Here is a 23,301-nt window from a genome sequence, read left to right on the forward strand (position 1 = left end):
CCGAATAGAGCCTTGAATCAATCGCACTGAAGTGGCCTTGTTGGGTGTCGGTGGAGAAGCCTTGTAACTCCTTCATCTCACACTCACAGGGCCATTTCAATGTCCGGCGTTCACCTCACAACGACGGATTGGGGCTAGCTGTCCCCGCCGCCTTCGGCCGGCGGCTCGGTCGGTGCGGCATCGCCTTCGGCGGCCTCCTCCTCGCCCTCGGCGACTTCCTCGGTGGGCTCCTCTTCCTCCGCCGCGGGGGTAGCGCAGATCGCCACCGCGAGATCTGCCTCGGTCTTGCAGATGAGGCCGTCCGCAAGGGCCACGTCGCGCACGTGGAGGGTATCGCCGACCTCGAGGGCCGAGATCTCCACCTCCACGAACTCGGGGATGGCGGTGGGCAAGCACTCGATCAAGAGTTCGCGGACCGGGTGGTCCATGATGCCGCCGAAATCGGTTCCGACCGCCTTGCCGATGAAGTGCAACGGCACGGTGACTTCGACCGTCTGCGCGAGGTCGACCAGCAGGAAATCCGCGTGGAGGGAATCGCCAACGATGGGATCGCGCTGCAAGTCCTTCAGCAGCACCGTATGCGTCGCTCCATCGACGCCGAGGCTGATCAGCGTGTTGCGCCCAGCGCCACTTGCATGGAGGACATCATCGAGCGCCTTCGGATCGATGGCGAGGACGGCGGTCTCCGTTCCGCGACCGTACATGACGGCGGGGATACGACCTGCAGCGCGAAGCTTGCGGGCGACGCCCTTCCCGGCGCTGGTGCGGAGTTCCGCTGCGAGTGCGTTTTCGGCCACGAGATTTGCTCCCTCGGTGTGGGGGGATTCCGATTGATGGCTGGGGCGGCAGGACTCGAACCTGCAAATGGCGGCTCCAAAGGCCGCTGCCTTACCATTTGGCGACGCCCCAAGGCGGCTTTGAATTGACGATGTCTGGGTTCGAATCCGTCTGGGTTCGAATCGATCAGGGCGAGGCAAGTGTGCGCGTCACCGTGACGCTGACTTCCCTGCGCTCCCGCATGCGAACGGCCGCTGCTGTTGCGCGACCTTCATCCTCGAACAAGCCGTATACGACCGGCCCGCTTCCGGACATTGCGGCGGCCAACGCCCCGCTCTCTTCGATTTCTCTTCGCAGCCGGGCAACTTCGGGATGAAGGGAGCCGGCCACCGGCTCGAGGTCGTTGTGCAGGAGGCCGCGTAGCAGCGGACCGGCCCGGACAAGACCCCCTTCTTCCCGCAGGGCCCAGAGCGGGCGAATCGTAGGTTCTGCCCCCTCGGGCGTCAACGAAGCAGCCGGCCCATGCTCCGCCGCCGTGCGATCGAAGGCCTGGAAGACCTCTGAGGTGGCCAGAGGAGGCCCGGCCCGGGCCAGGAGGATGGAAAAGGAGCGGATTTCAGCCAGAGGCTCGATCCGCTCACCGATCCCCGTCACGTGGGCCGGTCGCGCATCCAGGAAGAAGGGCACATCGGCCCCCAGCTCGAGAGCGACAGAGGCGAGGGCTTCCCGGGAGAGTGCCTCGGGCTCCCTCGCCGCGAGACCCCGCAGAACGGCGGCGGCGTCGCTCGAGCCTCCGCCCAGGCCAGCCCCGGAGGGGAGCTGCTTGTTCAAACGCAGGGCCACACCCGGCCCAGGCCCAGCGGCGGCCCGGAAGGCCCGAGCCGCGCGAACCGCCAGGTTCTCGGGCCCGGTCGGGACGTCGGGCTGCGGCTGCCCGGTCAAAGCGAAGGCCACCTCTCCTGGGGGCGCATCCTCCAACTCGAGTTCATCCGCCCACTCCAAGGGGAGAAACACGCTGTCGATCAGGTGGTAGCCGTCGTCGCGACATCCCAGGATGCGCAGGCCGAGGTTGATCTTGGCCGGCGCTCGTAGCTTCACTTCGCCGCTTCGACGAACCGCATGCGAAGCTCCGTCAGGAGATTCGTCAGGAGTCCCTGCTCCTCGTCGCTGAGATTGCCCTGGGTCTTCTCCTGGAGCATCACGAGCGTATCGATCGTCTGACGCGCTACGGGAAGATTCGCCTCGGCGGATTGGCCCGTCTCGGGATCCGCGACCAGTCCCATGTGGTAGAGCGCCGAGGTCGCCAGGGAAAGGCTGAAGCTCGCAAAGTCGACCCCGGGCAGATCAGCAGGCCCTGCGGGTTCCTCGGCCGGCGGGGGAGCCGGCGCACCGGCCTCCTCTCCGCGTCGATCGACGATCTTGAAACCCTTCTCCTGGGTTTCGTCATCGGGTGCGTGGCTCTCTTCGTCGGACATGCCATTCCTCCTCAGGCGTTCTCCGGTGCCGAAAGCTCTGTCATTCGGCGCCTTGCAATCATGATGCGCTGGCCGGCCGTCCAGGTCGAGCCCGCGGCCACCACGCTGATCGCCAGCGGCATCAGCCCGAACACGGCCCCTGCCACCAGGATGACGATCCGTTCCGCGCGCTCGAGGATGCCACCCTTGAAATCCGGGACCACGGATTCGGCCCTTGCCTTCGTGTAGGAGACCAGTTGGGTCGCGACCAGCGCGACGCCGGCCAGCCAGGCCATTCCGAAATTGTCCTGGCCCGCGTAGAACATCACCAGCGCGAGCAGCAGTGCGCCATCGACGACGCGATCGAGGGTCGAATCCAGGAACGCACCGAACAGGCTCGAGCTGTCGTTGTGCCGTGCGACGACGCCGTCGACGAGATCGAAGAAGCCGCCCAACAACACGATGAACGCACCCAGACGGAATTGGCCCTCTGCCCACGCCCAGGCACCGGCGAACGACACCAGCACACCCGCGACCGAGAGGAGGTTGGGATCGATCGGTCGGACGAAGAGAAATGGAAAGATCCGATGAATCCGTTCATCGAGCCCTTCGCCGTATTGTGATTTGATCACGAGCGTTTTCGCCCGCTATTGGTCGGAGGGCGGGAACCCCACTCCAGGCGCGGAGGCCGGGGGCTCGGGAGAGGCATCCGAAGGCGCGGGCGTCTCCGCCTGCTCGCCGGCGAGCTGCCCTTTGTCCGCCACGTCCGGCAGCTCTTCCAGGTGCTTTTCGAAGTTCTCCGCGCTTGTCCAGCCCCGACGGCCTTGAAGGCGACGATCGTGCTGCAGATTCTTCATCGATGAATGGACCATGGAATCCCCCGGGGGTAATAAGCTCTTCTTGATGTCTCGTTCGAAGCCGCGGACCCTAGCAAATTGACATCGCTGTAACGCTTCAGGTAGCTTGCCAATGCTGCCGTAAAGCCCTTCGAAATCGGGGATCTTCAGGGTGGCCTTCGGGGGTGTATCGCATGCGGTCTGAGTCTGTCGTTCGCTGGTCCCGGCTCGCGTTGGTTGGAATGCTGGCGCTTCTGCTTGGCAGCTTGTCGGGCTGTACATCCACGACTTCCGGAGATTTCGAGGAGATGCCGACCGCGGAGCAGCTCTTCCAGGAAGGCGAGGAGCTCCTCGCCAACCACCGGAGCTTCCTGACGGTGGACTTGACGGACTACACGGCCGCCATCCAGAAGTTCCAGGACATCATCGACAACTACCCCTACAGCGATCTCGTGGCAGACGCCGAGCTCAAGATCGCCGACGCCTTCTTCCAGCAGGAATCCTGGGAAGAGGCTCTGACCTACTTCCGGGATTTTGCGGAGCTTCACCCGGACCATCCGGCCGTGCCGTATGCGCTGCTGCAGGCAGCCCGCTGCCACCGGCACCAGAGCCGCGCACCCGGGCGCGATCAGACAGCGACGCGTGACGCCTTGAATCAGCTCGATGCCGTGATCACCCGCTTCCCCTACTCGTCGGAAGCAACCGAAGCGGAGGCCCTCTGGAAGGATCTGCGCACGCGGCTCGGCACCCATGTGATGGGCATTGGCGACTACTATTTCGAGCGGGGCGAGCACCAGAGCGCCGCCAACCGCTACCGCTCGGTGCTGAACGAGTACCCGGGCCTGGGCCTGGATGCGGACGCACTCTACAAGCTGGGCGTCTGCTACCAGAACTTGAATCGCAATGACAAAGCGACTCAGATCTTCGAAGTCCTGCTCGAGAACTACGACGGCAGCGACGTAGCTCGGGCCGCCCAGGACCTGCTACCGGCCGCCAACTAGCATGGCAATGCGGCACGGGAGCCGCATGACAGCCGGCGAGCGGGAGACCTACCTGCTCGGGCGTCAATGCTTCCAGACCGGAGATGATGCGGGTGCCTTGCGGGCATTTGGGCCTCTGCTCGAGAGTCGCCCCCGCTTTGCGGATGTCCATTACATGGTCGGCATGCTCCACGAGCGTCAGGGGGCCCTGGAACCGGCAACCGATGCTTTCGAACGGGCCCTTGCCATCAACCCGGGCTACTCGGAGGCCGTGCTCGCCCTGGCCGGCGTCTACGAGCAGCGCGGCATGTTCGACGAATCCCGTTCGCTGATCGAGCGCAGTGCCGAGCAGCCGGTGCGGAACGAAGGTGCGGAACGGGTCGATGCCACGACCCGCGCCAAGCTCGCCAACCTGCATTCCGCGATTGGCGATGCCTATGCCGAGGTCGGCGATTGGCACGAATCCGTCGATGCGTACCGGAAGGCGCTAGACCGCGCACCTGGCTTTCACGACATCCGCTACAGGCTGGGCATCGCGTTGCGCGAGGCCGGCCTTCCCAGCCAGAGCCTGGCCGAGTTTCGGCGCATCCTGCGCGTGAGCCCGGATTACCTGGAGGCCCGAGTCCAGCTCGGCCTCACTTGCTACACGCTCGGCCGCACCGATGAGGCCCGCACCGCCTGGAACGAGGTACTGGAAACGGACCCGTCCCGGGACGACGCGCGAATGTACCTGCGGATGGTTCCCTAGGCGCGACCTCGTAGGACCACCGCAGCCGCATTGCGCCCGCAAGCCCCCATCACGCCTCCACCCGGGTGGGCGCCGGCACCGCACAGGGTGAGGCCGGCAATCGGCGTGGCATAACGACCCGCGCCAGGCAGAGGCCTGAGGAAAGCCAGACGATCGAGCGTCATGGCGCCGTGAAAGATGTTGCCTCCGGCCAGGCCAAAGATGCGCTCGAGATCCGGCGGCGCGAGCACCTCATGATGCAACACGCTGCTGGAGAAGCCGGGAGCGACCTCGTCGACCAACCCGAAGACACGCTCGGCGATGCGCGGCCGCAGGGCATCCCAATCCGCGGACGGAAGCTCCGGAGGAACGTGCTGTACGAAGAAGGAAGCCAGGTGGCGGCCGGTGGGCGCCACGGAAGGATCCACCGCCGAGGGCAGCGTCAGCTCGACCATCGGCCGCTCCGGAAAACCTCCCCTGGCGGCGGCCTGGTAGGAAACCTCGAGGGAATCGAGATCCAGGGCGCCGAGATGAATCGTGCCCTGGTGCTCCGGGCCCGGCTCCGGCCCGGACGAGTGGCCCGCAAAGATCGGCAGGCGATCCAGAGCTGCGTTGATCTTCACCACCGGACTTCGAAAATCGATGGCTTCCACGCCACGAACGAAGGGATCGGGCAGGGCATCCGAACCCACCAGATCGAGGAACGTACGACGTGGATCCGCGCACGAGAGCACATGCCGCGCTTCGAGCATGCTTCCGTCCTCGAGTTCGACACCGTGTGCCCGCCCGCCCGAGATGCAGATACGCGCGACCCTTGCGTCGACCCGGATCTCTGCACCCGCTGCGCGAGCAGCCGCTGCGAGTGACGCCGAAAAGCCGCCCATGCCGCCCTTGACGTAGGCCCAGACGCCGCGGGCGCCACCCGTCTCACCCATCACGTGGTGGAACAAGACGTACCCGGTTCCTGGCGTCGAAGGCGAAGCCCAGGCGCCGATCAGCGCGTCGGTCGCCAGGGTGCCGCGCAAGGGCTCGCTCTCAAACCAGGTTTCGAGCGCCGGGCGCGCCGGCCCCAACAACAGGGCGAGCGCCTCGGGGAGTTCCCGACGCAGGCCCCAGGCGGCCCGGAGAGCGCGGGCGACGGGCGGCCCATCGGCGAGCCGGGGCCGAGACGGATCCGGCGCGGGAGCGTCGAGCAAGGGCTCGATCACGCGAGCCGTGCGATCGAGAAACGCCTCGTAGCGGGGCAATGCCTCCGCATCCCGAGGCGAGAATCGCGCAACGGAAGCCGCCGTCGCGGCGGCGTCGCGTCCCATCAGCAGGCCGCCACCCCCGGGCAGCGGCGTAAACGAAGACGGATCCCGGGGCAGGAAAGTCAGACCGTGACCGGCCAGGTCGAGTTCGCGAACGACAGCGGGGCGCACGAGCCCCGCAACATACGCTGCACGCGAAACCTGGAAGCCGGGCCAGAGTTCCTCCGTCACGCAGGCCCCACCCAGGATGGGCCGGGCCTCGAGAACGAGGGTCCGCCGGCCGGCCCTCGCCAGATACGCCGCGGCCGTGAGCCCGTTGTGGCCCCCACCGACCACGATCGCATCGAAACGACCGCCCCCCATCATCACAGTGTAGACTCCCGTTCGATGGATGGGGACACGTTCGATTTTCTTCGCGACCTGGGCGCGGTGGACGCGGCCGCAGCCGTGATCTTGGCGATCGCGATACTCCGCGGCCTGTTCAAGGGCATGATCCGCATGGCGTTCTCGCTGGCTGCCCTGGCCGCAGCCTGCATCGCCGTCCGCTTTGGCACGTTGCCCTTCGCGCTCTGGCTCGCCGAGGTCACGCAGTGGACCCTCTCACCCCTGGCCGGACAAATCGTCGCCGGCTCCCTTCTCGGTGTGGGAACGTTGGTGGGCATCCGCCTGACGGGGCGTGGCATCCGCCGCGGCTTTCATGCCGCCGGCCTCGGCTTTGCCGATCGCCTGGGCGGAGGAGCCTTCGGCGCTGCCGAAGGTGCGCTCATCATCACCGTCCTGATGTTCCTGGCAAGCGCAACGATCGGCACCGACCACCCTGCCCTCCGCGACACCCGGACCCTCGCCGCCCTGCAAACCGCAGCAGACACCTTGCGCCCCCCGCCACCGGACGTGGCAGCGCCACCTCGTAAGTCAACCAGCGGGGACGGGGGTTACAATTGACTTTTTGAAGGGCGGAGCCCTTCAAAAAGTCAATTGTAAACCCCGTCCCCGCTGGTTGACTTACGGCTCTACCCAGCAGCCGCGTTCGCGGATCAGTTCGACCAGTCGATCTGGCGCGGCCTCCTCGGGGACATTTCGCAAGACGCACTCATGCCCCACGTACAGGCTCACCTTGCCGACACCGGAGCCGACGTATCCGAAGTCCGCATCCGCCATTTCTCCTGGGCCGTTCACGATGCAGCCCATCACGGCAATCTTCAAACCGGGGAGGTGCTCGGTGCGCTCCTTGATGCGTGCCGTCGTTTCTTCCAGGTCGAAGAGCGTGCGTCCGCAGGAGGGGCAGGAAATGAATTCGGTCCAGGATGTCCGTTGGCGCGCTCCCTGGAGGATGCGATAGGCGAGCGAGACATCGCGTTCGGGAACGCCGAAACCTCCGAGGCAGACGGCGTCGCCGATCCCATCGCAGAGCGGAGCACCGAGATCGGTGGCAGCCCGCAGGAGAGCGGCCTCTGCGTCTTCGAAGGGATCTGCTCGGTGTCGGAGGACGACCGGGATCGAATCGAGCCCCCGCGCGCGCAGAAGCGCCACTCCGAGACGAACCACGTGGGTCGGTGGCTCTCCAAGGAATGAAACCAAGGCGGGCGGAGATGACTGGGCAAGGCTGGCATCGAGGACCTTCGCCATCTCGCTCGGAGCAGCGCGAAAGCACCACTCGATCGGAACGCCGGGTGCCTCGAGGGAACTCCCGGGGGCGTCGGTCAGCTCGTAGACCAGACGGTCGGAGCAGCTTCCGAGTGGCGCAAGCCGCTCCGCTGTACCGCGAAAGGCGCGGGGCAGGTCGAGGCCCTGCTCGTCGGCCTCCTCCGCGAAGGCCCTTGCCCGTGCGACGTCCCCATCCTCCGCGACATCGAGGCTGAGACCCTCACAGGCAAGATCACCGAGCCGACCCTTCGCCGCGACGAGTTCCGCGACCGCGCTCTTCGGGTCCTGCGGAACAGGCCCGAGATCGATTTCGACGCGCACCGGCGAATCACCGCCCATTCCAAGAACCTCGGCGGTCGGCCGACGCTCGTGAACGAACGAATCTTCCACGAAGTCTGCACCCGGGGCGGGTGGGGCAGCCGTCTCGAGGCGTTCGTCGTAGCGACGCGCCAAAGCCTGGGCCACCGGAATCTCCTTGACCGGATCTTCTGTCAGGGAGACACGAATCGTCTCGCCGATGCCATCCTCGAGCAACGCGCCGATTCCGATCGCGCTCTTCACGCGACCGTCGTCACCGTCGCCCGCCTCGGTCACTCCGACGTGGAAGGGATAGCTGGGTATGTCCGGAGTACGCTCCTGGAGACGGGCGGAGAGCAGACGATAGGCATGGATCGCGACCTGGGGATTGCTCGCCTTCATGCTGAAGACCACGTCATGGAACGCTTCGGCTTCGCAGACGTCCAGGAACTCCAGGGCGCTCTCGACCATTCCACGCGGCGAATCTCCGTACCGATTCATGATTCGATCGGAGAGTGAGCCATGATTCGTTCCGATCCGCATGGCGCGTCCGAGTTCTTTGCAACGCTGCACCAACGGCAGGAAACGTCCGGCCACCCGGGCCAACTCGTCGGCGTACTGAGCCTCGCTGTACTCGCGAACTTCGAAGCGCTTCTTGTCGGCGTAGTTGCCCGGATTGATCCGAACCTTCTCGACATGGATCGCCGCCTCGAGTGCGGCATTCGGCGTGAAATGGATGTCGGCAACGAGCGGGATGTCCACACCGCGCCCCTGGCAGGCCCGCTTGATCGGCCCGAGGTTCTCGGCATCCTTGATCCCTGGCGCCGTGATGCGCACGATCTCACAGCCAGCCTGGGCGAGCCGGACCACCTGAGCCACGGTGGCATCCGTATCCTGGGTATCGGTGGTCGTCATCGATTGCACGCGGATCGGATTCGTCCCTCCGATCCCGACGTTCCCGATGCGTACTTCCCGCGTGCGCCGGCGCGCCCAGGCGAACGGGCTTGCCACGTAGCTCAAGCGAGCCTCGAGGCCACCGCCGTTCCGAATGCCGCGAGCGCATCATCGATGCGGGTGACGTCAGTTCCACCGCCCTGGGCGAAATCAGGCCGGCCACCGCCCTTGCCACCCACGATCTTGGCGACATCCTTCATCAGCTCTCCAGCCGGAAGCCGATCACGGACCTCAGGAGTGACGCCGATCGCCACCGCCACCTTGCCTTCGCCCGCGTCGGAGACGAGGCAGACGACCGCCGGGGATTTCTGGTTGCGAAGATCGTCGACCATCGCGCGCAATTCCTTGCCGTTCGCCCCTTCGAGTTTCCGCGCATAGCACCAGAGCTCGCCTCGCTGCTCCCAGCTTCCGCTCTCATCCGAACCGCCGCTTCCCTGCAACTGGGCGCGCTTCAAGGAGGCGATCTCCTTTTCAGCGGTCTTGCGCTCCTCCAGGATCTTCCGGATCCGGTCAGGCGCCTGATTCGCCGGCACCTTCAACAACTCACCCAGCTCTCGCAGCATGTGCTGCTGCTCGCGGAGGTGATGGAGGGCGCCCAGCCCGGTGACAGCCTCGATGCGTCGCACACCCGCTGCGATTCCCGTTTCGGAGATGACCTTCAACAAGCCGATGTCGCCGGTCGCCGTGGCGTGGGTTCCGCCGCAGAGCTCCGTCGATACATTTCCGAATGACACGACTCTCACGTCATCGGCGTATTTTTCGCCGAAGAGCGCCATCGCGCCGGCATCGACGGCAGCCTTGTAGTCCATCGTTCGCACGGAGCCCGCGTCGTTGGATTCGATCCAGGTATTCACCAGATCCTCGATGCGCTCGATCTCCTCCTCGGCCAGCGGAGCGTCGTGGGTGAAATCGAATCGAAGCCGATCGGGCGAAACCAGCGAACCTCTTTGCATCGCCTGGGGGCCCACGACCTCGCGCAATGCCGCGTGCAGCAGATGCGTCCCCGTGTGGTTGCGCACGGTGGCCGCCCTTGCCTCGGCATCGACCGCCAGCAAAGCGGATTCCCCTACGCGCATGACACCGGTTGTCACCTTGCCCCGATGGACCACGAGCTCCCCGGAAGGGCGCTGCACGTCATCGATGTTCAGCTCTCCACATGGAGCCTTGATCACACCGACGTCGCCCACCTGGCCGCCGCTCTCCGCATAGAAGGGCGTCTCGGAAACGATGAGTTCGATCTCGTCGCCCTCGGCCACCTCGTCCGCAAGCTCGCCTCCGCGCAGGATCGCGAGAATCGAGGAGGTGTGTTCGAGCGTCTGGTAACCGACGAAGGACGTTGCGAGTTCCGAAGCCATGCGACCGTAGATCGCGGCAACCCCTTCGTCCCCACTTCCCTTCCACGCCTGGCGCGAGCGCGAACGCTGCGCCTCCATCTCGGTGCGAAAGCCCTCTTGATCCGCGTGCAGGCCACGGCCGCGCAAGATGTCATCGGTCAGATCGACAGGAAAGCCGAAGGTATCGTACAAGCGAAACACGACCGGTCCCGGCAGCACATCGCTACCCGCCGCCTTGGCCTCACCGATTTCGTCCTCCAGCAGCGTAAGCCCCTTGCGAAGCGTCTCCAGGAAACGCTCCTCCTCCCGTTGCACGCGGTCGATCACATAGTTCCGACGTTCTCGAAGCTCCGGAAAGACGCCACCCATTTCATCGATGACGGTGCCGGCCACCGAATGGAGGAAGGGGCCATCGATCCCCAGCAGCACGCCATGCCGCGATGCGCGTCGCAGGATCCGCCGAAGGACATAGCCACGCCCTTCGTTTGCAGGGAGCACACCGTCTCCGATCAAGAAGGCGACCGCGCGGGCGTGATCCGCGACGACCTTGAGCGATACATCCTTCTCGGAATCAACGCCCAGAGAAACCCCGGCCAACTCCTGGGCCCTGGCGAGGATCGGCGTGAAGAGATCCGTTTCGTAGGTGGTCTGCATCCCGTTCAAGACGGTGACGACGCGCTCGAGGCCGGCCCCAGTATCCACTGAGGGTTTCGGAAGCGGCTCCATGTTGCCCGCGGCGTCCCGATTGAACTGCATGAACACCAGATTCCAGAACTCGAGAAAGCGGCCCGACTCGCTGGACGGATCATCATTCTCGACACCGGGGATCGGCCCGCGATCGAGATGGATCTCCGAGCAGGGGCCACATGGCCCCGTGTCTCCCATGGCCCAGAAGTTCTCGTCCTCATCGAGCCTGTAGATCTTGCCCGGAGGGAGCCCGATCTCGCGCTCCCAGATCTCCGCGGCTTCATCATCCTCGCGAAACACGGAGACCACCAGATCCGCCGGATCGATCTTGTAGTGCTCAGTGATCAACTCCCACGCCAGCCGAATCGCCTCGTGCTTGAAGTAGTCACCGAACGAGAAGTTGCCGAGCATCTCGAAGAAGGTGTGATGCTGCGCGCTGCGCCCGACTTCCTCGAGATCGTTGTGCTTGCCCGAAACCCGCATGCACTTCTGGGTAGAAACGGCCCGGGTATACGCCCGCTTCTCCTCCCCCGTGAGCGCCCGCTTGAAAGGAACCATCCCCGAGTTCACGAACAACAACGTGGCGTCGTTCTCCGGCACGAGCGCAGAGCTCGCGACACGGGTATGCCCCCGCTCGTCAAAGAACGAAAGAAACGTCTCGCGCACATCCCGCGCAGCCCAAGCCACCAGCCATCCTCCCAAACAGCCCCGGAGGATACCCGAGCCCCCCCACAACGCTCCTCCCCGGCAGCCGAGCAATGAGCCCCAGCTACCTGCTCCGCCGATCGCGGGGCGGGGGGCGGTCAGCGCGGAAATAAAGCGCAGGCGTCTCCCTCATTGAGCGTGCGCTCGTTCGCTAGCGGCGAAGCCGCGCAAGCGAACCCGCATCCAGGTCGAACGCGGCCGCCCAAGGCCCGGCCGAGCCATTCCGCGCTGGCCGCCCCCCGCCCCGCGATCCGACACGAGAAGCGAAGCGGCTCTACACCGCCGAGTCGGCTAGAAGCGCTCGATGAAGTCCGCGTCCGAGTCCTCAGAGGGCGGCGCCGAATCCTCTTCGACCTTCTCCTCCGCACCCTCATCGGCTTCGAAATCGTCCCACGTGCCATCTGAGGTCGAGGCGATACCGCGGAAGCGGAGCGCGAAGTCGTCCGGATTCGAGACATGCTTCAAGGCTTCGTCGTACGTCACGAGATCCTGCTTCACGAGGTGCATGAGCGACTGGTCGAAGGTCTGCATCCCGTAAGTGGTGAAGCCCTTCGCAATGGCGTCACTCAGCTCCTTGGTGCGTTCCTTGTCACTGATGCACTCGCGCACGCGGGCGGTGGATACCATCACCTCGAGCGCGGGAACCCGGCCCTTCCCGTCCGCACGGGGAACCAGACGCTGGGAAACGACGGCCCGAAGGATCGAGCCGAGCTGGAGTCGCACCTGCTTCTGCTGGTACGGCGGGAACACGGAGATGATGCGATTGATCGTCTCTGTTGCATCGAGGGTATGCAGCGTGCTCATCACCAGGTGCCCTGTTTCGGCTGCGGTGATGGCCGTCTCGATCGTCTCGAAGTCCCGCATCTCGCCGACCAGGATCACGTCCGGATCCTGGCGAAGTGCGGCGCGCAGAGCATTCGAGAAGCTCTGGGTATCGACGCCGATCTCGCGCTGATTGACGATCGAACGCCGATCGCGAATCAGGAATTCGATCGGGTCCTCGATCGTGATGATATGCGAGGTGCGATTCGAGTTGATGTAGTCGATCATCGCGGCAAGCGTGGTCGACTTACCCGAGCCCGTCGTGCCGGTGACGAGCACGAGACCGCGGTGCTCCATGGCGATCTTTTCGATCACTCGAGGCAGGAGCAATTGCTCGATCGTCTTCACACCGAAGGGAATGACCCGGAAGACGATGCCGACCGTGCCCCTCTGCTGGAAGACGTTCACGCGAAAACGTCCGAGGCCTGGAATTCCGTAGGCCAGGTCGGCCTCGCGGTATTCTTCGAAGCGAGCCTTCTGGACCGGGTTCATGATTCCGACCGCGAGCTTCTGTATTTCGTCGGGAAGGATCCGCTCGCCGTTCTTCAGCGGCACGAGCGCGCCATCGACCCGGAACATGGGCGGCAGACCGGACTTCAAGTGGATGTCCGAAGCACCGCCCTTCAGGGCTACTTTGAGGATGTCATCGAGCTGAATGGGCATTGAACGCAGGGATCCTCATCCGGATTCGCCGGGGGTCAGCTCGCGTTTCGACCTTTCCGGCCCGGGCCTTGAGGGGGAAGCCGCAGGCCGAAAGGTTCCGCTGGACCCTCCCGGAATTCCGGGAGGTTGGAGCGCTGGCTGCCGGTGTGTGAGGTCAGGCGAATAGGGCCCTGGCGTCCTCGAGGGCGGCGAGCAGTCCTGCCGGCTGATATGGCTTGACGAGAAAGACCATGTCACGGGGGAGTTTCCCGGCACCCGGGTCGGAACCGCTGTCCGGATAGCCGCTGACCACCACGATCGGGAGCTCCGGTGAGCGCACTCGCAACTCCTCGGCCAGGCTCATACCGCCTATCCGGGGCATCACGATGTCGGTCACCAATGCGCCTGGCCCACCAGGAATCTCCTGGGCCTTCTGGAGGGCTTCGAACCCATCGACCGCCTCGACGACCCGGTGCCCCCCGGCTTCGAGCACCCGACGCGCGAGCGCCCGAACCATGTCTTCATCCTCGACGAGCAGGATGCACAGCGGTTCGGAGACAATCGCGATGGGGTCCTGCGAACGAGAGGCCTCCTGCTCTCGCGGGGCCGACTCGGCAGCCGGAAGAAGGATGCGGGCAGTGGTTCCTTGCCCGGGCTTGCTCTCCAGCACGAGATCCCCGTGGCCCTGACGGACCACCCCATGAACGATGGCCAGGCCGAGGCCCGTGCCCTGGAGCTTCGTGGTATAGAACGGCTCCGTGACTCGCTCGAGAACCTCGGGGGCCATTCCCCGGCCATCATCCCGGACTTCGAGGACCGCGTAGTCGCCGGCTTTGAGCGGGGGATGATCGCCGGCTTGAATGTGTGTTCGGCGGGTAGCGAGCGCAATGTTTCCGCGTCCCTGCGTGCATGCGTCACGAGCATTGAGGACCAGATTCATGAGCGCTTGTTCGAGACGGCTTGGATCGGCAAGCACCCCAGGAACCTCCGGATCGTACTCCGTGCTCATGTGAATCGTCTCGCCGAGCGTCGATCTGAGCATCGGCTCGAGATCCTCGATCAGCTGGTTCGGAGCAACGACGATCGGCGAATGCATGTCCCCGCGGCTGAACACCAGCAGCTGGCGTGTGAGCCGGGATGAACGTTTGGCGGCATCCTCGATGGCCAGTGCATTCTCACCGAGCGGCCCTTCGAGTGCTTGACTCAGGATCTCGCTATGCCCCTGGATCACGGTCAGCATGTTGTTGAAATCGTGGGCGATCCCACCTGCAAGGAGTCCCACCGCCTCGAGTTTCTGGGCTTGCTGTAGCTGCTCTTGCAAACGACGACGCTCTGTCACGTCGCGTACCGTCGTAAGCGCACACGTCTCACCAGCGAAGTCGATCAGGGCGGTCGCCGCCTGAACGATCCGCTCGGCGCGACCATCCTGCGCATCTCGGAATTCCATCTCCTCGGTCTCTCCCTCGGCCGCGAGCTTCCTTCCGACATTCTTGATGACGTCGGTACCCACATCAGGGGCGAATTCATAGACCGAACGACCGATCGCCTCCGAAGCGGAACGGATTCCCGCGAGTTGGACCCAGGCAGGGTTGCATTCGACGATTGCCGCATCCTCGAGCCTCGCGATGACCATCGCATCCGGGTGATCGTTGAAGACCCGGAAGAACCGCTCTTCACTCTCGCGGCCCGCTTGCTCGGCCCGTACGCGCATGATCGTCGAAGCCAGGATTTCGGCCGTGAGTTGGAGCGCCGAAACCTCTTCGTCACTCCAGCGCTTCGCGTAGCCGAAGGTTTCGAAGCTCTGGTAGCCGATGGCAACACCGCGGCTCTGGAAGGGAATCGTAAGCCAGGAACGGACACCTCGCTTGGCAAGGAAGCTGCGCTCGACCTTGGCCTCCTCCGGAAGCTCGTCGAGTTCCTCGACCATGGTGATCGCGCCAGCCATGTATCGCCGGGTCGTCCAGGCAAACATCTCTCGTGCGCCAGGGAGAGTGATCTCGACGAACGGATCCTCCGCGCGGCCGTCCTCTGCCCAGATGTAGACGGCGATCTGCTCGCCCTCGGGGTCGATCATCCGCAGGAGCGAACGTTCGGCGCCGGCCAGCCGAGCTGCGGTGCCGACGACTTGTACAACCTCGTCGTCGTCGATGACGCCGCCGATGTCTCGCAGCCGATGGACGAGCTGCAGGAGGCCGGCCTGGAGTTCCTGAGCTGAACGGGCTGAGTCTTTCGGCACACTCGGAACTTAGGACCCGCCGCCCGGCACGCCGTAGGAGGTTTCCCCTAGGAATAGGCCCGACGATCGCGCCGACCCAGCGCCGGCTAGACCCGACGCCGCGGTCGACGCGACGCCAGAATCGACGTCACACCGGAATGGACGGATTACTCGTCCGCCGGAGCGACCTCCGCCGGCGAGGTTTCCAGCCCTTCGGGCTTCGCCAGCACCTCGCGCTTCAACCCCTTGGCGGAGTAGACCGCCTCGGCCAGCCGCTCCCGCGCATCCGGATTTTCCTTCATGAAGCGGCGCGCGTTCTCCCGCCCCTGACCGATGCGCTCGTCATCGTAGGAGTACCAGGAGCCGCTCTTCTCCACGAGGCCGAGATCGACGCCGAGATCCAGCAGATCGCCTTCGAACGACACGCCCTCGTTGTAGAGGATGTCGAACTCCGCTTGACGGAAAGGCGGCGCCACCTTGTTCTTCACCACCTTCACCCGGGTGCGGTTGCCCACCACCTCGTCGCCATCCTTGATGGCGGCAATTCGACGAACGTCCAGCCGAACCGAGGAGTAGAACTTGAGCGCATTTCCGCCCGAGGTCGTTTCCGGGTTGCCGAACATGACGCCGATCTTCATGCGGATCTGATTGATGAAGATCACCGTGGCACCGGATTTCGCGACCGTACCCGTGAGCTTGCGCAGCGCCTGGCTCATCAGGCGGGCCTGCAGGCCGACATGGGTATCTCCCATTTCGCCCTCGATCTCGGCCCGCGGCACCAATGCCGCCACCGAATCGATCACCACCACATCGATGGCGCCGGAGCGCAGAAGCACATCGGTGATCTCGAGTGCCTGTTCGCCGGTATCGGGCTGGGAGACCAGCAGATCCTCCACGCTCACACCGAGCCGCCGGGCGTAGTTGACATCCAGCGCATGCTCGGCATCGACGAAGGCCGCCACGCCGCCAGCCCGCTGCACGGAGGCTACGGCGTGCAGGGAGAGCGTGGTCTTGCCGCTCGACTCCGGGCCGTAGATCTCGACCACCCGGCCGCGCGGATAACCGCCGATGCCGAGGGCCACATCCAGGCTCGCCGAGCCGGACGAGAAGGAGCCGATCTCCCGATCGACCGAGTCATCCGTCATGGAGAGGATCGAACCCTTGCCAAACTGCTTTTCGATGCTCGATACCGCCATGTCGATCGCTTTGCGCTTCGCATCCGCGCCACGCGCCACCTTGACCTCGGGCTTCGGCGGTCCACTGTTCTTTGCCATGTCCACTTCTCCTATCCATGATTCTCAGATTGAGAAAACTGTCTCAGGGTGAGAGCGAAACCGCTGCGACTGGCATCTCCGAGCCGAGCGGACAACGTGTGAGCGCCTCATAGTGGGCACCATCCCGGGCGAGATCGCTGCGGTAGAGCACGACCTCCGAAACCGTCCACCTTGCGGTCGGGGCCGAAGCCTTCTCCAGCGAAGGGACGCGTCGATTGCGAATCCGCCCGAGCGTCAGGTGCGCGTGGAACGCGCGTGAGTCGGGTTCGAATCCACAGTCCGATACCACTCGCTCGACGCAAGCGGCAAGCTCTGCCAACGGTCCCTCGGGCGCGAGCCCGAGCGCCACCACCTTCGCACGGCGACCCTTCGGGAACAGAAACGGTGCGCTCAGCGAAAGGGAAAAGGGCATCCTCTCCGCCACCGCATCCGTCAACCGCTCGCCAAGCCCCGGCAGCTCTTCCGACGCGACGTTGCCCAGGAAGCGCAAGGTGACGTGGTACCCCTTGGTGCGTACCCAACGGACGCCTTCGCCCCCGGGCGAACCCGCCAGATCGACGGCCAGCGCCGCACAATCGACGCGTACCGGCTCGGGCAGCGGCACGGCAATGAAACTTCGCACCAGCGAGCCCTGACGGCGACCGAAACTCATGACGCAGCTCCCGTACCGTGCGAAGTCGCATGCGACGTACCCCTCGGTGCGAGCAGGTAGCGGGGCGCCGCGCGCTCTTCGCCGAGCAGGTGCCGGCGGATCCAATCCAGAGCGACCTGGGCGGTGATCACCCGATGGCCCTCCCGACTGAGGGGGAACACGAAATCCTGGGCAACGTCTTCGGCGGCTGTGGAAAGCGCGATCCAGACCAGGCCAACCGGCTTTTCGTCACTGCCACCGCCCGGCCCGGAAATGCCGGTGGTCGAGATCGCCAGGTCGGCCCCGAAGCGCTCCCGCGCCCCCCGTGCCATCGCCAGGGCGACCGGCTCCGAAACGGCGCCGTGGGCCTCGATCAACTCCTGCGATACGCCCAACTGCGCCACCTTCGCTTCGTTCGCGTAGGCGACGACCCCTCCCTGGTAGGTGGCCGAAGAGCCGGGCACCGCGGTGAGCCTTGCGCCGAGCAGCCCGCCGGTGCAGCTCTCCGCGGTAGCGATGCGCAGGCCACGCTCCACCAACCCGCTGACGACGACCGCCTCCATGGTCTGGTCCTCAGCCTCGCTGTACACCAGGGCGCCGAGCCGCTCGCGAATCGACGTACATAGCTTCGCCAGCCGCTCCTCGGCCTCGGCCTCGTTGGCTCCCCGCGCAACCGGGCGCAGGAGGTTGTCCGGGAAGCTGGTTCGAAAGCCAAGGCTCAGGTGCTCGTCCCTCGCCAGGTCCGCGAGTTCGTCCTCCAGCGTCGACTCCCCGATCCCGAAGGTTCGGAGCATCGTCGAACGCACCACACTGCCCCGCTCCTCGGCTTCCGGCGTCCGCGCTGCGATCCGGGGGATCACCTGCTCGTCCATCATCTGGTAGAGCTCCCGCGGTACGCCGGGCATGCAGAAGAAGAGCGTGTCCTCGGCTTCGAACAGGCAACCGGGCGCCGTACCAACCGGGTTGGGCAGCGCCTCCGAGCCTTCCGGCAGCCAGACCTGCTTGACGTTGCTCTCAGCCATCTTGCGGCCGAAGCGCTCGAAGAACGCCTCGAGCGCTCGCAAGGAGGGCTCGTGCAGCTTCAGCTTGCGGCCGAAGGTCTCGGCCAGCACTTCGAGGGTGACATCATCTCGCGTCGGCCCGAGCCCACCGGAAACGAGCACGACATCCGAACGACAAGCCGCGCGCAGGAAGGCGTCGGTCATATCCTCCGGGGAATCGCAGACCGAGGCGTGGAAGCGGGTATGGACATCGATGCGAAGCAGGCGCTCGGAAAGGAACGATTTGTTCGAGTCGATGATCTCACCGCGCAGCAGCTCGTCACCGATGGTCAGCACCTCGGCGATCATCCGGCGCCCCCGGTGGCGAGCAGCGCCAGTGCCAGGACGAGGGCCGCGATCGCGCCAGCCACCACATCGTCCGCCATGACGCCAAAGCCTCCCGAGGTATGCCGCTCGACCCACCCTACGGGCCCCGGCTTGGCAATATCCAACACCCGGAATGCGACGAATCCGGTCACGAGCCAGAACATTTCCTGACCCGCCTGCTGCGGACCGAACACCATGCGCAGGGGAGCCAGGGTCAACAGCTGCCCGACCACCTCGTCGATCACGATGCGTCCATCATCCGTCTGCTCGAACACCGCCTCGCTCACGTCCGCCGACCAGACCCCCAGCGCGCAGAGCGCCAACCCACTGGCCACTAGCAGCCAAGAAGGTAAAGGCGAAAATAACACGAAAATTCCGACTGCAAAGGCAGAACCCCAGGTTCCAGGCGCCCAAGGCAGAAAACCCGCGCCCAGGCTCGTCGAAGTGGCGATTGCCACCCAGCGGACCGGGCCTTCGGGCGCGGAGTCGGGTGCCGCGGCGCTGAGCGCGCGACCATCGTGGGGTCCCATGGCTTGGGTCCGGGACCGGAGGAGGGTGGGTCTCGCCTCAGGCGGGGGGAGCCGGGCGAAGGGGCGAGGATACCATCGGCGGAAGCCGCCCGCTCTTCGGATCCCGTACAAGCGCCCGGTTGAACCGAAGGCTCTCGGGATGCCCGACGCCAACCACACCCTATCCTTCGAGCCGATCATGGCCGCCACCCAACCTCGAAGTACGCCCGAGCTGGTCTCGCTCCTGCTGGAGCTGGCGCGTGTCGTGAAAGCCCGTAGCTATTTCGAGCCGGGCGATCCGCGGCTGGGGCCTGTCTTCGAACACGCCCGCCGGGTGTGGGCCGCAGATCTACAACGCCACGGGCCGATCGAGCTGGCCATCGAACCGGGCCGACTCGAGCAGGGCGGGATGCGAGTGCCCATCGATGGGCGGCTGGCGACTCCACTTGCCGACTGGCAGGCCCGGGGCGTCTGGCGCCTGCGGGTCGAGCCGGAGGCAGATGGCGACGCACTCGCGGGCCTCATCGAAGTACTGGCCCTGCCGGACCAGGCCCTCTCCGAGGAAGGTGGTGCGGGGCCCGCTCTCGCCCGTCGGGTACCCGACGGCGTGAGCATCGAAATGCCAGCGGATGCCCCCGGTCTCCCCATGCCGAAGGAGCCGATCCCTTCCGAAGGGAAACCTGCGCTCCAACCCCTTCCGAGGTCGCAGCCTGAAGACGACGCTCCGACACTCGAAAACGCCCGGGAGCCGACGGGAACCGCCACGCTCGAGAAACTGCGAGAGCAGACAGGAGAACCCACGGATCCGATTTCGGGGCGCCTCGCCGAGGAAGGATTCCCGAGCGACACGGAGCAGACGCTTCCCAACCCGGCGAGGGCATCCTCCGAAAGCGGGGGAACCGGGGATGAAGACACCCAGCCCGTTGCCCTGCCGCTCGGCGAGAGCAGCGGCGACACCATGTGCTCCGGCGCAGGCATGCCTCCGCCAAGTGATACCGCCGCTACGTTGCTACGCGAGATCGAGGGCTCGGCTGGAGGCAGCACCTACGCCGAGTTGATCGATGGGCTCGTCCGGCTGGTCGAGAACGAGGCCGCTGGCCTGGGGCTGGCAGCAACACTGCGCATCCTGGCCGCCCTGGCCGTAGAATGCGAAGCGAAACGGGCGGACGAAGAACAGGGGATCGCGCAAGCGGCCCTTCGCCAGCTTACGACGGGCGAACGACTCGATGCGGTGATCGACCGTGCGGCCGATGGCGGCGCCGATGCGGAGCGGGCTGCCAGCGTGCTGGCTCAACTAGGTGAGGACGGCATTCGGGCGCTCGCCGTCTGCACGCTTACCGAGGCGGATTCAGAGCGGGCCGAGCGCCTGGCCTCCCGGCTGCTCGCCCTGGGGCCCCACGCGGCCCAGGCGCCCATCATCGAGGGCCTGGCCTCCCCTGAGCGTGAGATCGCCCAGCGAGCGATCGGCTTGGCGGAACGAATCGGAACCAACGATGCGGTGGCACGGATCGCCGACCTGCTGCGCAGCGAGGATGCATTCGTACGCGAGGCAGCCGGTGCGGCACTCGCCCGTCTGAGCCAACCCGAGGGCGCAGACGACGCGCAGGCCTTGCGAGCGCTTGCCCGGGCCCTTTCGGCAGCCGATCCACAGCTGCCTCCGTTGGCCATCGAGTGTCTGACTGCCACCGGAAGTCCGCGGGCCGTTCCCGCGCTTGCGAGCGCGCTTCACGCCGCCATCGAAGCCCGCGAGCTGGAGAATTCGAGGGATCTGATCCGGGCCCTTGGCGAACTCGGCCGTCCGGAGGCATCGACAGAGCTCGGGAAGGTGGTCCTGCGACGGGATTTCCTCGGTCGCAAGCGCCTGCGGGAACTCAAACTGGCCGCCATACGGGCTCTCGGCCAACTGTCCGGCGACGATGCGGTCGGTGTGCTCTCCCAGGCTGCGCGTCTGCGCGACACCCAGCTGCGCGAGGCGGCCCAGACCGCGCTCGAACGGCGGAGTCGTTAGCTTCCGCCCATGCCGGTACTGGGGATCGATTTCGGGAGCCGACGGCTCGGCCTCGCGGTATCCGATCTGGACGACCGCATCGCCTTGCCGCTCGAGCCCATCGAGAGCCGCGGAGCCAAGTTGGACGTAGCGGCGATCGGCGAGTTGGTGCGCGATCGCGGTGTATCGCGGGTGGTCGTCGGCATGCCAATCCACCTGGACGGTTCGCGAGGCGCCCAGGCCGAAGCCGCGGATCGCTTTGCCACGGGGCTTCGCGAAGCGCTCGACCTGCCCGTCGATCTGATCGATGAGCGCTGGACCACGCGCGAGGCCGAGCGTGCGCTCGATGACACCGGCCGACGCGGCCGACGCAAGAAGAAGGCGGTGGTGGATTCCGTGGCGGCCACCGTGCTGCTGCGCACGTATCTGGAGCAACGGGCAGCTCGAGCGGCAGCGCGGGGCGCCGTATGAAGCGGATCGTGATCCCGATGGTCGCGGTCCTCGCAGCCGCGTTGGTAGCAGGTGGCTTCACCGTGCGACGGGCACTCACCGCTCCCAAGCAAAACGCGCAGCCGGTCGTCTTCGAGGTTCCGGAAGGCGCCACCCTGGGCCGCGTCGCCCGCTCGCTGAAGCAGGCGGGGCTCGTGCGACGCGCATGGGCGTTCGAGGGCCTGGCCCGTTGGCAGAAGCAGGGCGCATCCCTTCGCGCCGGTGAATACGAGCTTTCGGCCACGCAGTCGCCGGCGGAGATCCTGGACCGGCTGGCCCGGGGTCAGGTGCGCACCCATCCCTTCTCCTTCCCCGAAGGCTTGACCGCCACCGAGATCGCGACGCGCTTCGAGGAAGCGGGGCTTGCCGATGCCGAGGAGATTCTCGCCCTCGTGCATGACTCCAGCTTGGCCAAGGAACTGCGCGTAGATGGCGACGACCTGGAGGGATACCTCTTCCCGGAAACGTATCGCTGGGCACGCGGCGTCGGCGCGCGGGCGATGATCGAAGATCTCGTGGAGCAGTTCCGCCTGGCCTGGGCACCGCTCGCGGAGACCGCCCAGACCCGGGGACTATCGATGCATGAGGTCGTCGTTCTCGCATCGATCGTGGAGAAGGAAACCGGCGCGCCCGAGGAGCGGCCTCGCATCGCGGCCGTCTTCCTGAACCGGCTCGAGCGCGGAATGCGCCTCGAAACGGATCCATCGGTGATCTACGGCATCCCGGATTTCGACGGCAACCTGCGCCGAATCCACCTCGAAGACACCTCGAACGTCTACAACACGTACAAGATCCCCGGCCTGCCACCGGGACCGATCGCCAACCCGGGCGCGGCCGCGTTGCGTGCCGTGGTGGAGCCGAACGAGGACGAAGAAGCTCTCTTCTTCGTCTCGAAGAACGATGGTACCCATCACTTCTCGCGCACCTACGCCGAGCACGCCCGGGCCGTCGATCGCTACCAACGAGGACACAGGTGAGCGCTTCCGATCCCCGCACCTATTTCACCGAACTCTTTCCCGCCCAATGGGCTCGAACGCTCCGGGAGCAGGAGCGGGCCGTCGAAACCTCCCAGCGCGTGCTCGACGATCTGCGCGGTGTCAACGCGACGATGTTGATCGAGGTGCGCGGGGAGGGCGGCGGAAGCTTCACCCTGAACATAGTCGACGGCGTCATGGCACAAGGCGACGCAGCGACTCACCCGCCCTTCCTGACCCTCGTGCTCGAGCGGCCGGATTTCGAACGATTGGCCAGCGAAGCCGGCGATTCGCCCCTGGGCTTCCTCGGCGCGTTGGCCAGCCAGGGCGGCGACCTCAAGATCACCGCCTCGAGGATGGAGAACCTGGAGCTCCTCACCGGCACCCTGCGCTTCCAGCTCCAGGGCGAAGGAGGCTTCGCCTTGCTCGCTCATTTCGGCAAGGACCCCCTACCGACCGAGCCCACCACCACCATCCGTGTCGATCGAGAAGCCTACGAAGCCCTCAAGACAGGCGAACTCGCCGCTCAGGATGCCTTCCTCTCCGGCCAGATCGAACTCGACGGCGACATGCAACTCGCCATGCAGCTGGCCCTGGCCGTCCTCTCCCCCGAATAACCGCGACGGGCTGCTGGGCTCAGGAACAGGGAAACCCTTTTCGTGAAGGGTTACCCTCGGAGGACTCGATCGGCTCGCCGATGTACGAGGACTTCCAGAGCGGGCGACGGACGTACTTCGCCTACGCGC

At 65.6% G+C, this 23,301-nt stretch carries 21 protein-coding genes and 1 tRNA gene; 7 read left to right on the top strand and 15 right to left on the bottom strand.

Features of this window, described 5'->3' with window-relative positions; genetic code table 11:
• Nucleotides 1-134 precede the first annotated feature (134 nt).
• The 6 genes from GY937_16225 to GY937_16250 all read right to left on the bottom strand — a co-directional run bounded on the left by GY937_16225 (nucleotide 135) and on the right by GY937_16250 (nucleotide 3,088).
• Entirely contained in the window at nucleotides 135-797 is a 663-nt protein-coding gene (locus GY937_16225) for a 50S ribosomal protein L25 (GenBank protein MCP5058251.1), read from the bottom strand.
• A 37-nt stretch (nucleotides 798-834) separates the two neighbouring features.
• A tRNA-Gln gene (locus GY937_16230) sits at nucleotides 835-909 on the bottom strand.
• Nucleotides 910-963: 54 nt separating this feature from the next.
• Nucleotides 964-1,875, bottom strand: a complete 912-nt coding sequence (locus GY937_16235; protein ID MCP5058252.1) for a 4-(cytidine 5'-diphospho)-2-C-methyl-D-erythritol kinase — start codon at nucleotides 1,873-1,875, stop codon at nucleotides 964-966.
• Nucleotides 1,872-2,252 carry a DUF1844 domain-containing protein gene (locus GY937_16240; GenBank protein ID MCP5058253.1) on the bottom strand — a complete coding sequence of 127 codons (381 nt, stop codon included), beginning with the start codon at nucleotides 2,250-2,252 and terminating at the stop codon, nucleotides 1,872-1,874. The genes GY937_16235 and GY937_16240 overlap by 4 nt, the downstream gene beginning before the upstream one ends.
• 11 nt (nucleotides 2,253-2,263) lie before the next feature.
• The gene (locus GY937_16245; protein MCP5058254.1) at nucleotides 2,264-2,863 is read right to left on the bottom strand and encodes a CDP-alcohol phosphatidyltransferase family protein; all 600 of its coding nucleotides are present in this window, start codon (nucleotides 2,861-2,863) and stop codon (nucleotides 2,264-2,266) included.
• A 15-nt stretch (nucleotides 2,864-2,878) separates the two neighbouring features.
• Entirely contained in the window at nucleotides 2,879-3,088 is a 210-nt protein-coding gene (locus tag GY937_16250) for a hypothetical protein (protein ID MCP5058255.1), read from the bottom strand.
• Between the two features lie 173 nt (nucleotides 3,089-3,261).
• Here GY937_16250 and bamD point away from each other — a divergent pair, with 173 nt between their 5' ends.
• Complete coding sequence (gene bamD / locus GY937_16255) at nucleotides 3,262-4,068, top strand: outer membrane protein assembly factor BamD (GenBank protein MCP5058256.1); 807 nt, start codon at nucleotides 3,262-3,264, stop codon at nucleotides 4,066-4,068.
• Between the two features lie 25 nt (nucleotides 4,069-4,093).
• Entirely contained in the window at nucleotides 4,094-4,795 is a 702-nt protein-coding gene (locus GY937_16260) for a tetratricopeptide repeat protein (GenBank protein MCP5058257.1), read from the top strand.
• On the opposite strand, the gene GY937_16265 is transcribed toward GY937_16260, so the two are convergent.
• The gene (locus GY937_16265; protein ID MCP5058258.1) at nucleotides 4,792-6,390 is read right to left on the bottom strand and encodes an NAD(P)/FAD-dependent oxidoreductase; all 1,599 of its coding nucleotides are present in this window, start codon (nucleotides 6,388-6,390) and stop codon (nucleotides 4,792-4,794) included. The two genes, GY937_16260 and GY937_16265, sit on opposite strands and share 4 nt — an antisense overlap.
• A 21-nt stretch (nucleotides 6,391-6,411) precedes the next feature.
• On the opposite strand from GY937_16265, the gene GY937_16270 reads away from it, so the two are divergent.
• A complete protein-coding gene (locus GY937_16270; protein ID MCP5058259.1) occupies nucleotides 6,412-6,966 on the top strand; it encodes a CvpA family protein in 555 nt (184 codons plus the stop codon).
• A 60-nt stretch (nucleotides 6,967-7,026) separates the two neighbouring features.
• Here GY937_16270 and ispG read toward each other — a convergent pair whose 3' ends face one another.
• The 8 genes from ispG to GY937_16310 all read right to left on the bottom strand — a co-directional run bounded on the left by ispG (nucleotide 7,027) and on the right by GY937_16310 (nucleotide 19,126).
• On the bottom strand, nucleotides 7,027-8,985 hold the full coding sequence (gene ispG / locus GY937_16275) for a (E)-4-hydroxy-3-methylbut-2-enyl-diphosphate synthase (GenBank protein ID MCP5058260.1): 1,959 nt from the start codon (nucleotides 8,983-8,985) through the stop codon (nucleotides 7,027-7,029).
• Nucleotides 8,982-11,627, bottom strand: a complete 2,646-nt coding sequence (gene alaS, locus GY937_16280) for an alanine--tRNA ligase (GenBank protein MCP5058261.1) — start codon at nucleotides 11,625-11,627, stop codon at nucleotides 8,982-8,984. The genes ispG and alaS overlap by 4 nt, the downstream gene beginning before the upstream one ends.
• Nucleotides 11,628-11,936: 309 nt before the next feature.
• A complete protein-coding gene (locus GY937_16285; protein MCP5058262.1) occupies nucleotides 11,937-13,124 on the bottom strand; it encodes a type IV pilus twitching motility protein PilT in 1,188 nt (395 codons plus the stop codon).
• Between the two features lie 160 nt (nucleotides 13,125-13,284).
• Complete coding sequence (locus GY937_16290) at nucleotides 13,285-15,345, bottom strand: response regulator (GenBank protein ID MCP5058263.1); 2,061 nt, start codon at nucleotides 15,343-15,345, stop codon at nucleotides 13,285-13,287.
• A 146-nt stretch (nucleotides 15,346-15,491) separates the two neighbouring features.
• Nucleotides 15,492-16,559: a recombinase RecA gene (recA, locus tag GY937_16295; protein ID MCP5058264.1), complete on the bottom strand. Its 1,068-nt coding sequence runs from the start codon at nucleotides 16,557-16,559 to the stop codon at nucleotides 15,492-15,494.
• Nucleotides 16,560-16,641: 82 nt separating this feature from the next.
• On the bottom strand, nucleotides 16,642-17,250 hold the full coding sequence (gene thpR, locus GY937_16300; protein MCP5058265.1) for an RNA 2',3'-cyclic phosphodiesterase: 609 nt from the start codon (nucleotides 17,248-17,250) through the stop codon (nucleotides 16,642-16,644).
• A complete protein-coding gene (locus GY937_16305) occupies nucleotides 17,247-18,578 on the bottom strand; it encodes a competence/damage-inducible protein A (GenBank protein ID MCP5058266.1) in 1,332 nt (443 codons plus the stop codon). The genes thpR and GY937_16305 overlap by 4 nt, the downstream gene beginning before the upstream one ends.
• Nucleotides 18,575-19,126 (bottom strand): phosphatidylglycerophosphatase A, encoded by a 552-nt coding sequence (locus GY937_16310; protein MCP5058267.1) that lies wholly within the window; start codon nucleotides 19,124-19,126, stop codon nucleotides 18,575-18,577. Before GY937_16310 ends, GY937_16305 begins: the two co-directional genes overlap by 4 nt.
• 139 nt (nucleotides 19,127-19,265) lie before the next feature.
• Here GY937_16310 and GY937_16315 point away from each other — a divergent pair, with 139 nt between their 5' ends.
• The 4 genes from GY937_16315 to GY937_16330 are packed head-to-tail and all read left to right on the top strand — an operon-like array spanning nucleotide 19,266 to nucleotide 23,172.
• Nucleotides 19,266-21,113 (top strand): hypothetical protein, encoded by a 1,848-nt coding sequence (locus GY937_16315; GenBank protein MCP5058268.1) that lies wholly within the window; start codon nucleotides 19,266-19,268, stop codon nucleotides 21,111-21,113.
• Between the two features lie 9 nt (nucleotides 21,114-21,122).
• Entirely contained in the window at nucleotides 21,123-21,563 is a 441-nt protein-coding gene (gene ruvX / locus GY937_16320) for a Holliday junction resolvase RuvX (protein MCP5058269.1), read from the top strand.
• The gene (mltG, locus tag GY937_16325; protein ID MCP5058270.1) at nucleotides 21,560-22,558 is read left to right on the top strand and encodes an endolytic transglycosylase MltG; all 999 of its coding nucleotides are present in this window, start codon (nucleotides 21,560-21,562) and stop codon (nucleotides 22,556-22,558) included. The genes ruvX and mltG overlap by 4 nt, the downstream gene beginning before the upstream one ends.
• Nucleotides 22,555-23,172 (top strand): SCP2 sterol-binding domain-containing protein, encoded by a 618-nt coding sequence (locus GY937_16330; protein MCP5058271.1) that lies wholly within the window; start codon nucleotides 22,555-22,557, stop codon nucleotides 23,170-23,172. The genes mltG and GY937_16330 overlap by 4 nt, the downstream gene beginning before the upstream one ends.
• The last annotated feature ends 129 nt before the right edge of the window (nucleotides 23,173-23,301 follow it).

It is taken from the genome of bacterium (genome assembly GCA_024228115.1).
In the GTDB taxonomy this organism is placed as follows: domain Bacteria; phylum Myxococcota_A; class UBA9160; order UBA9160; family UBA6930.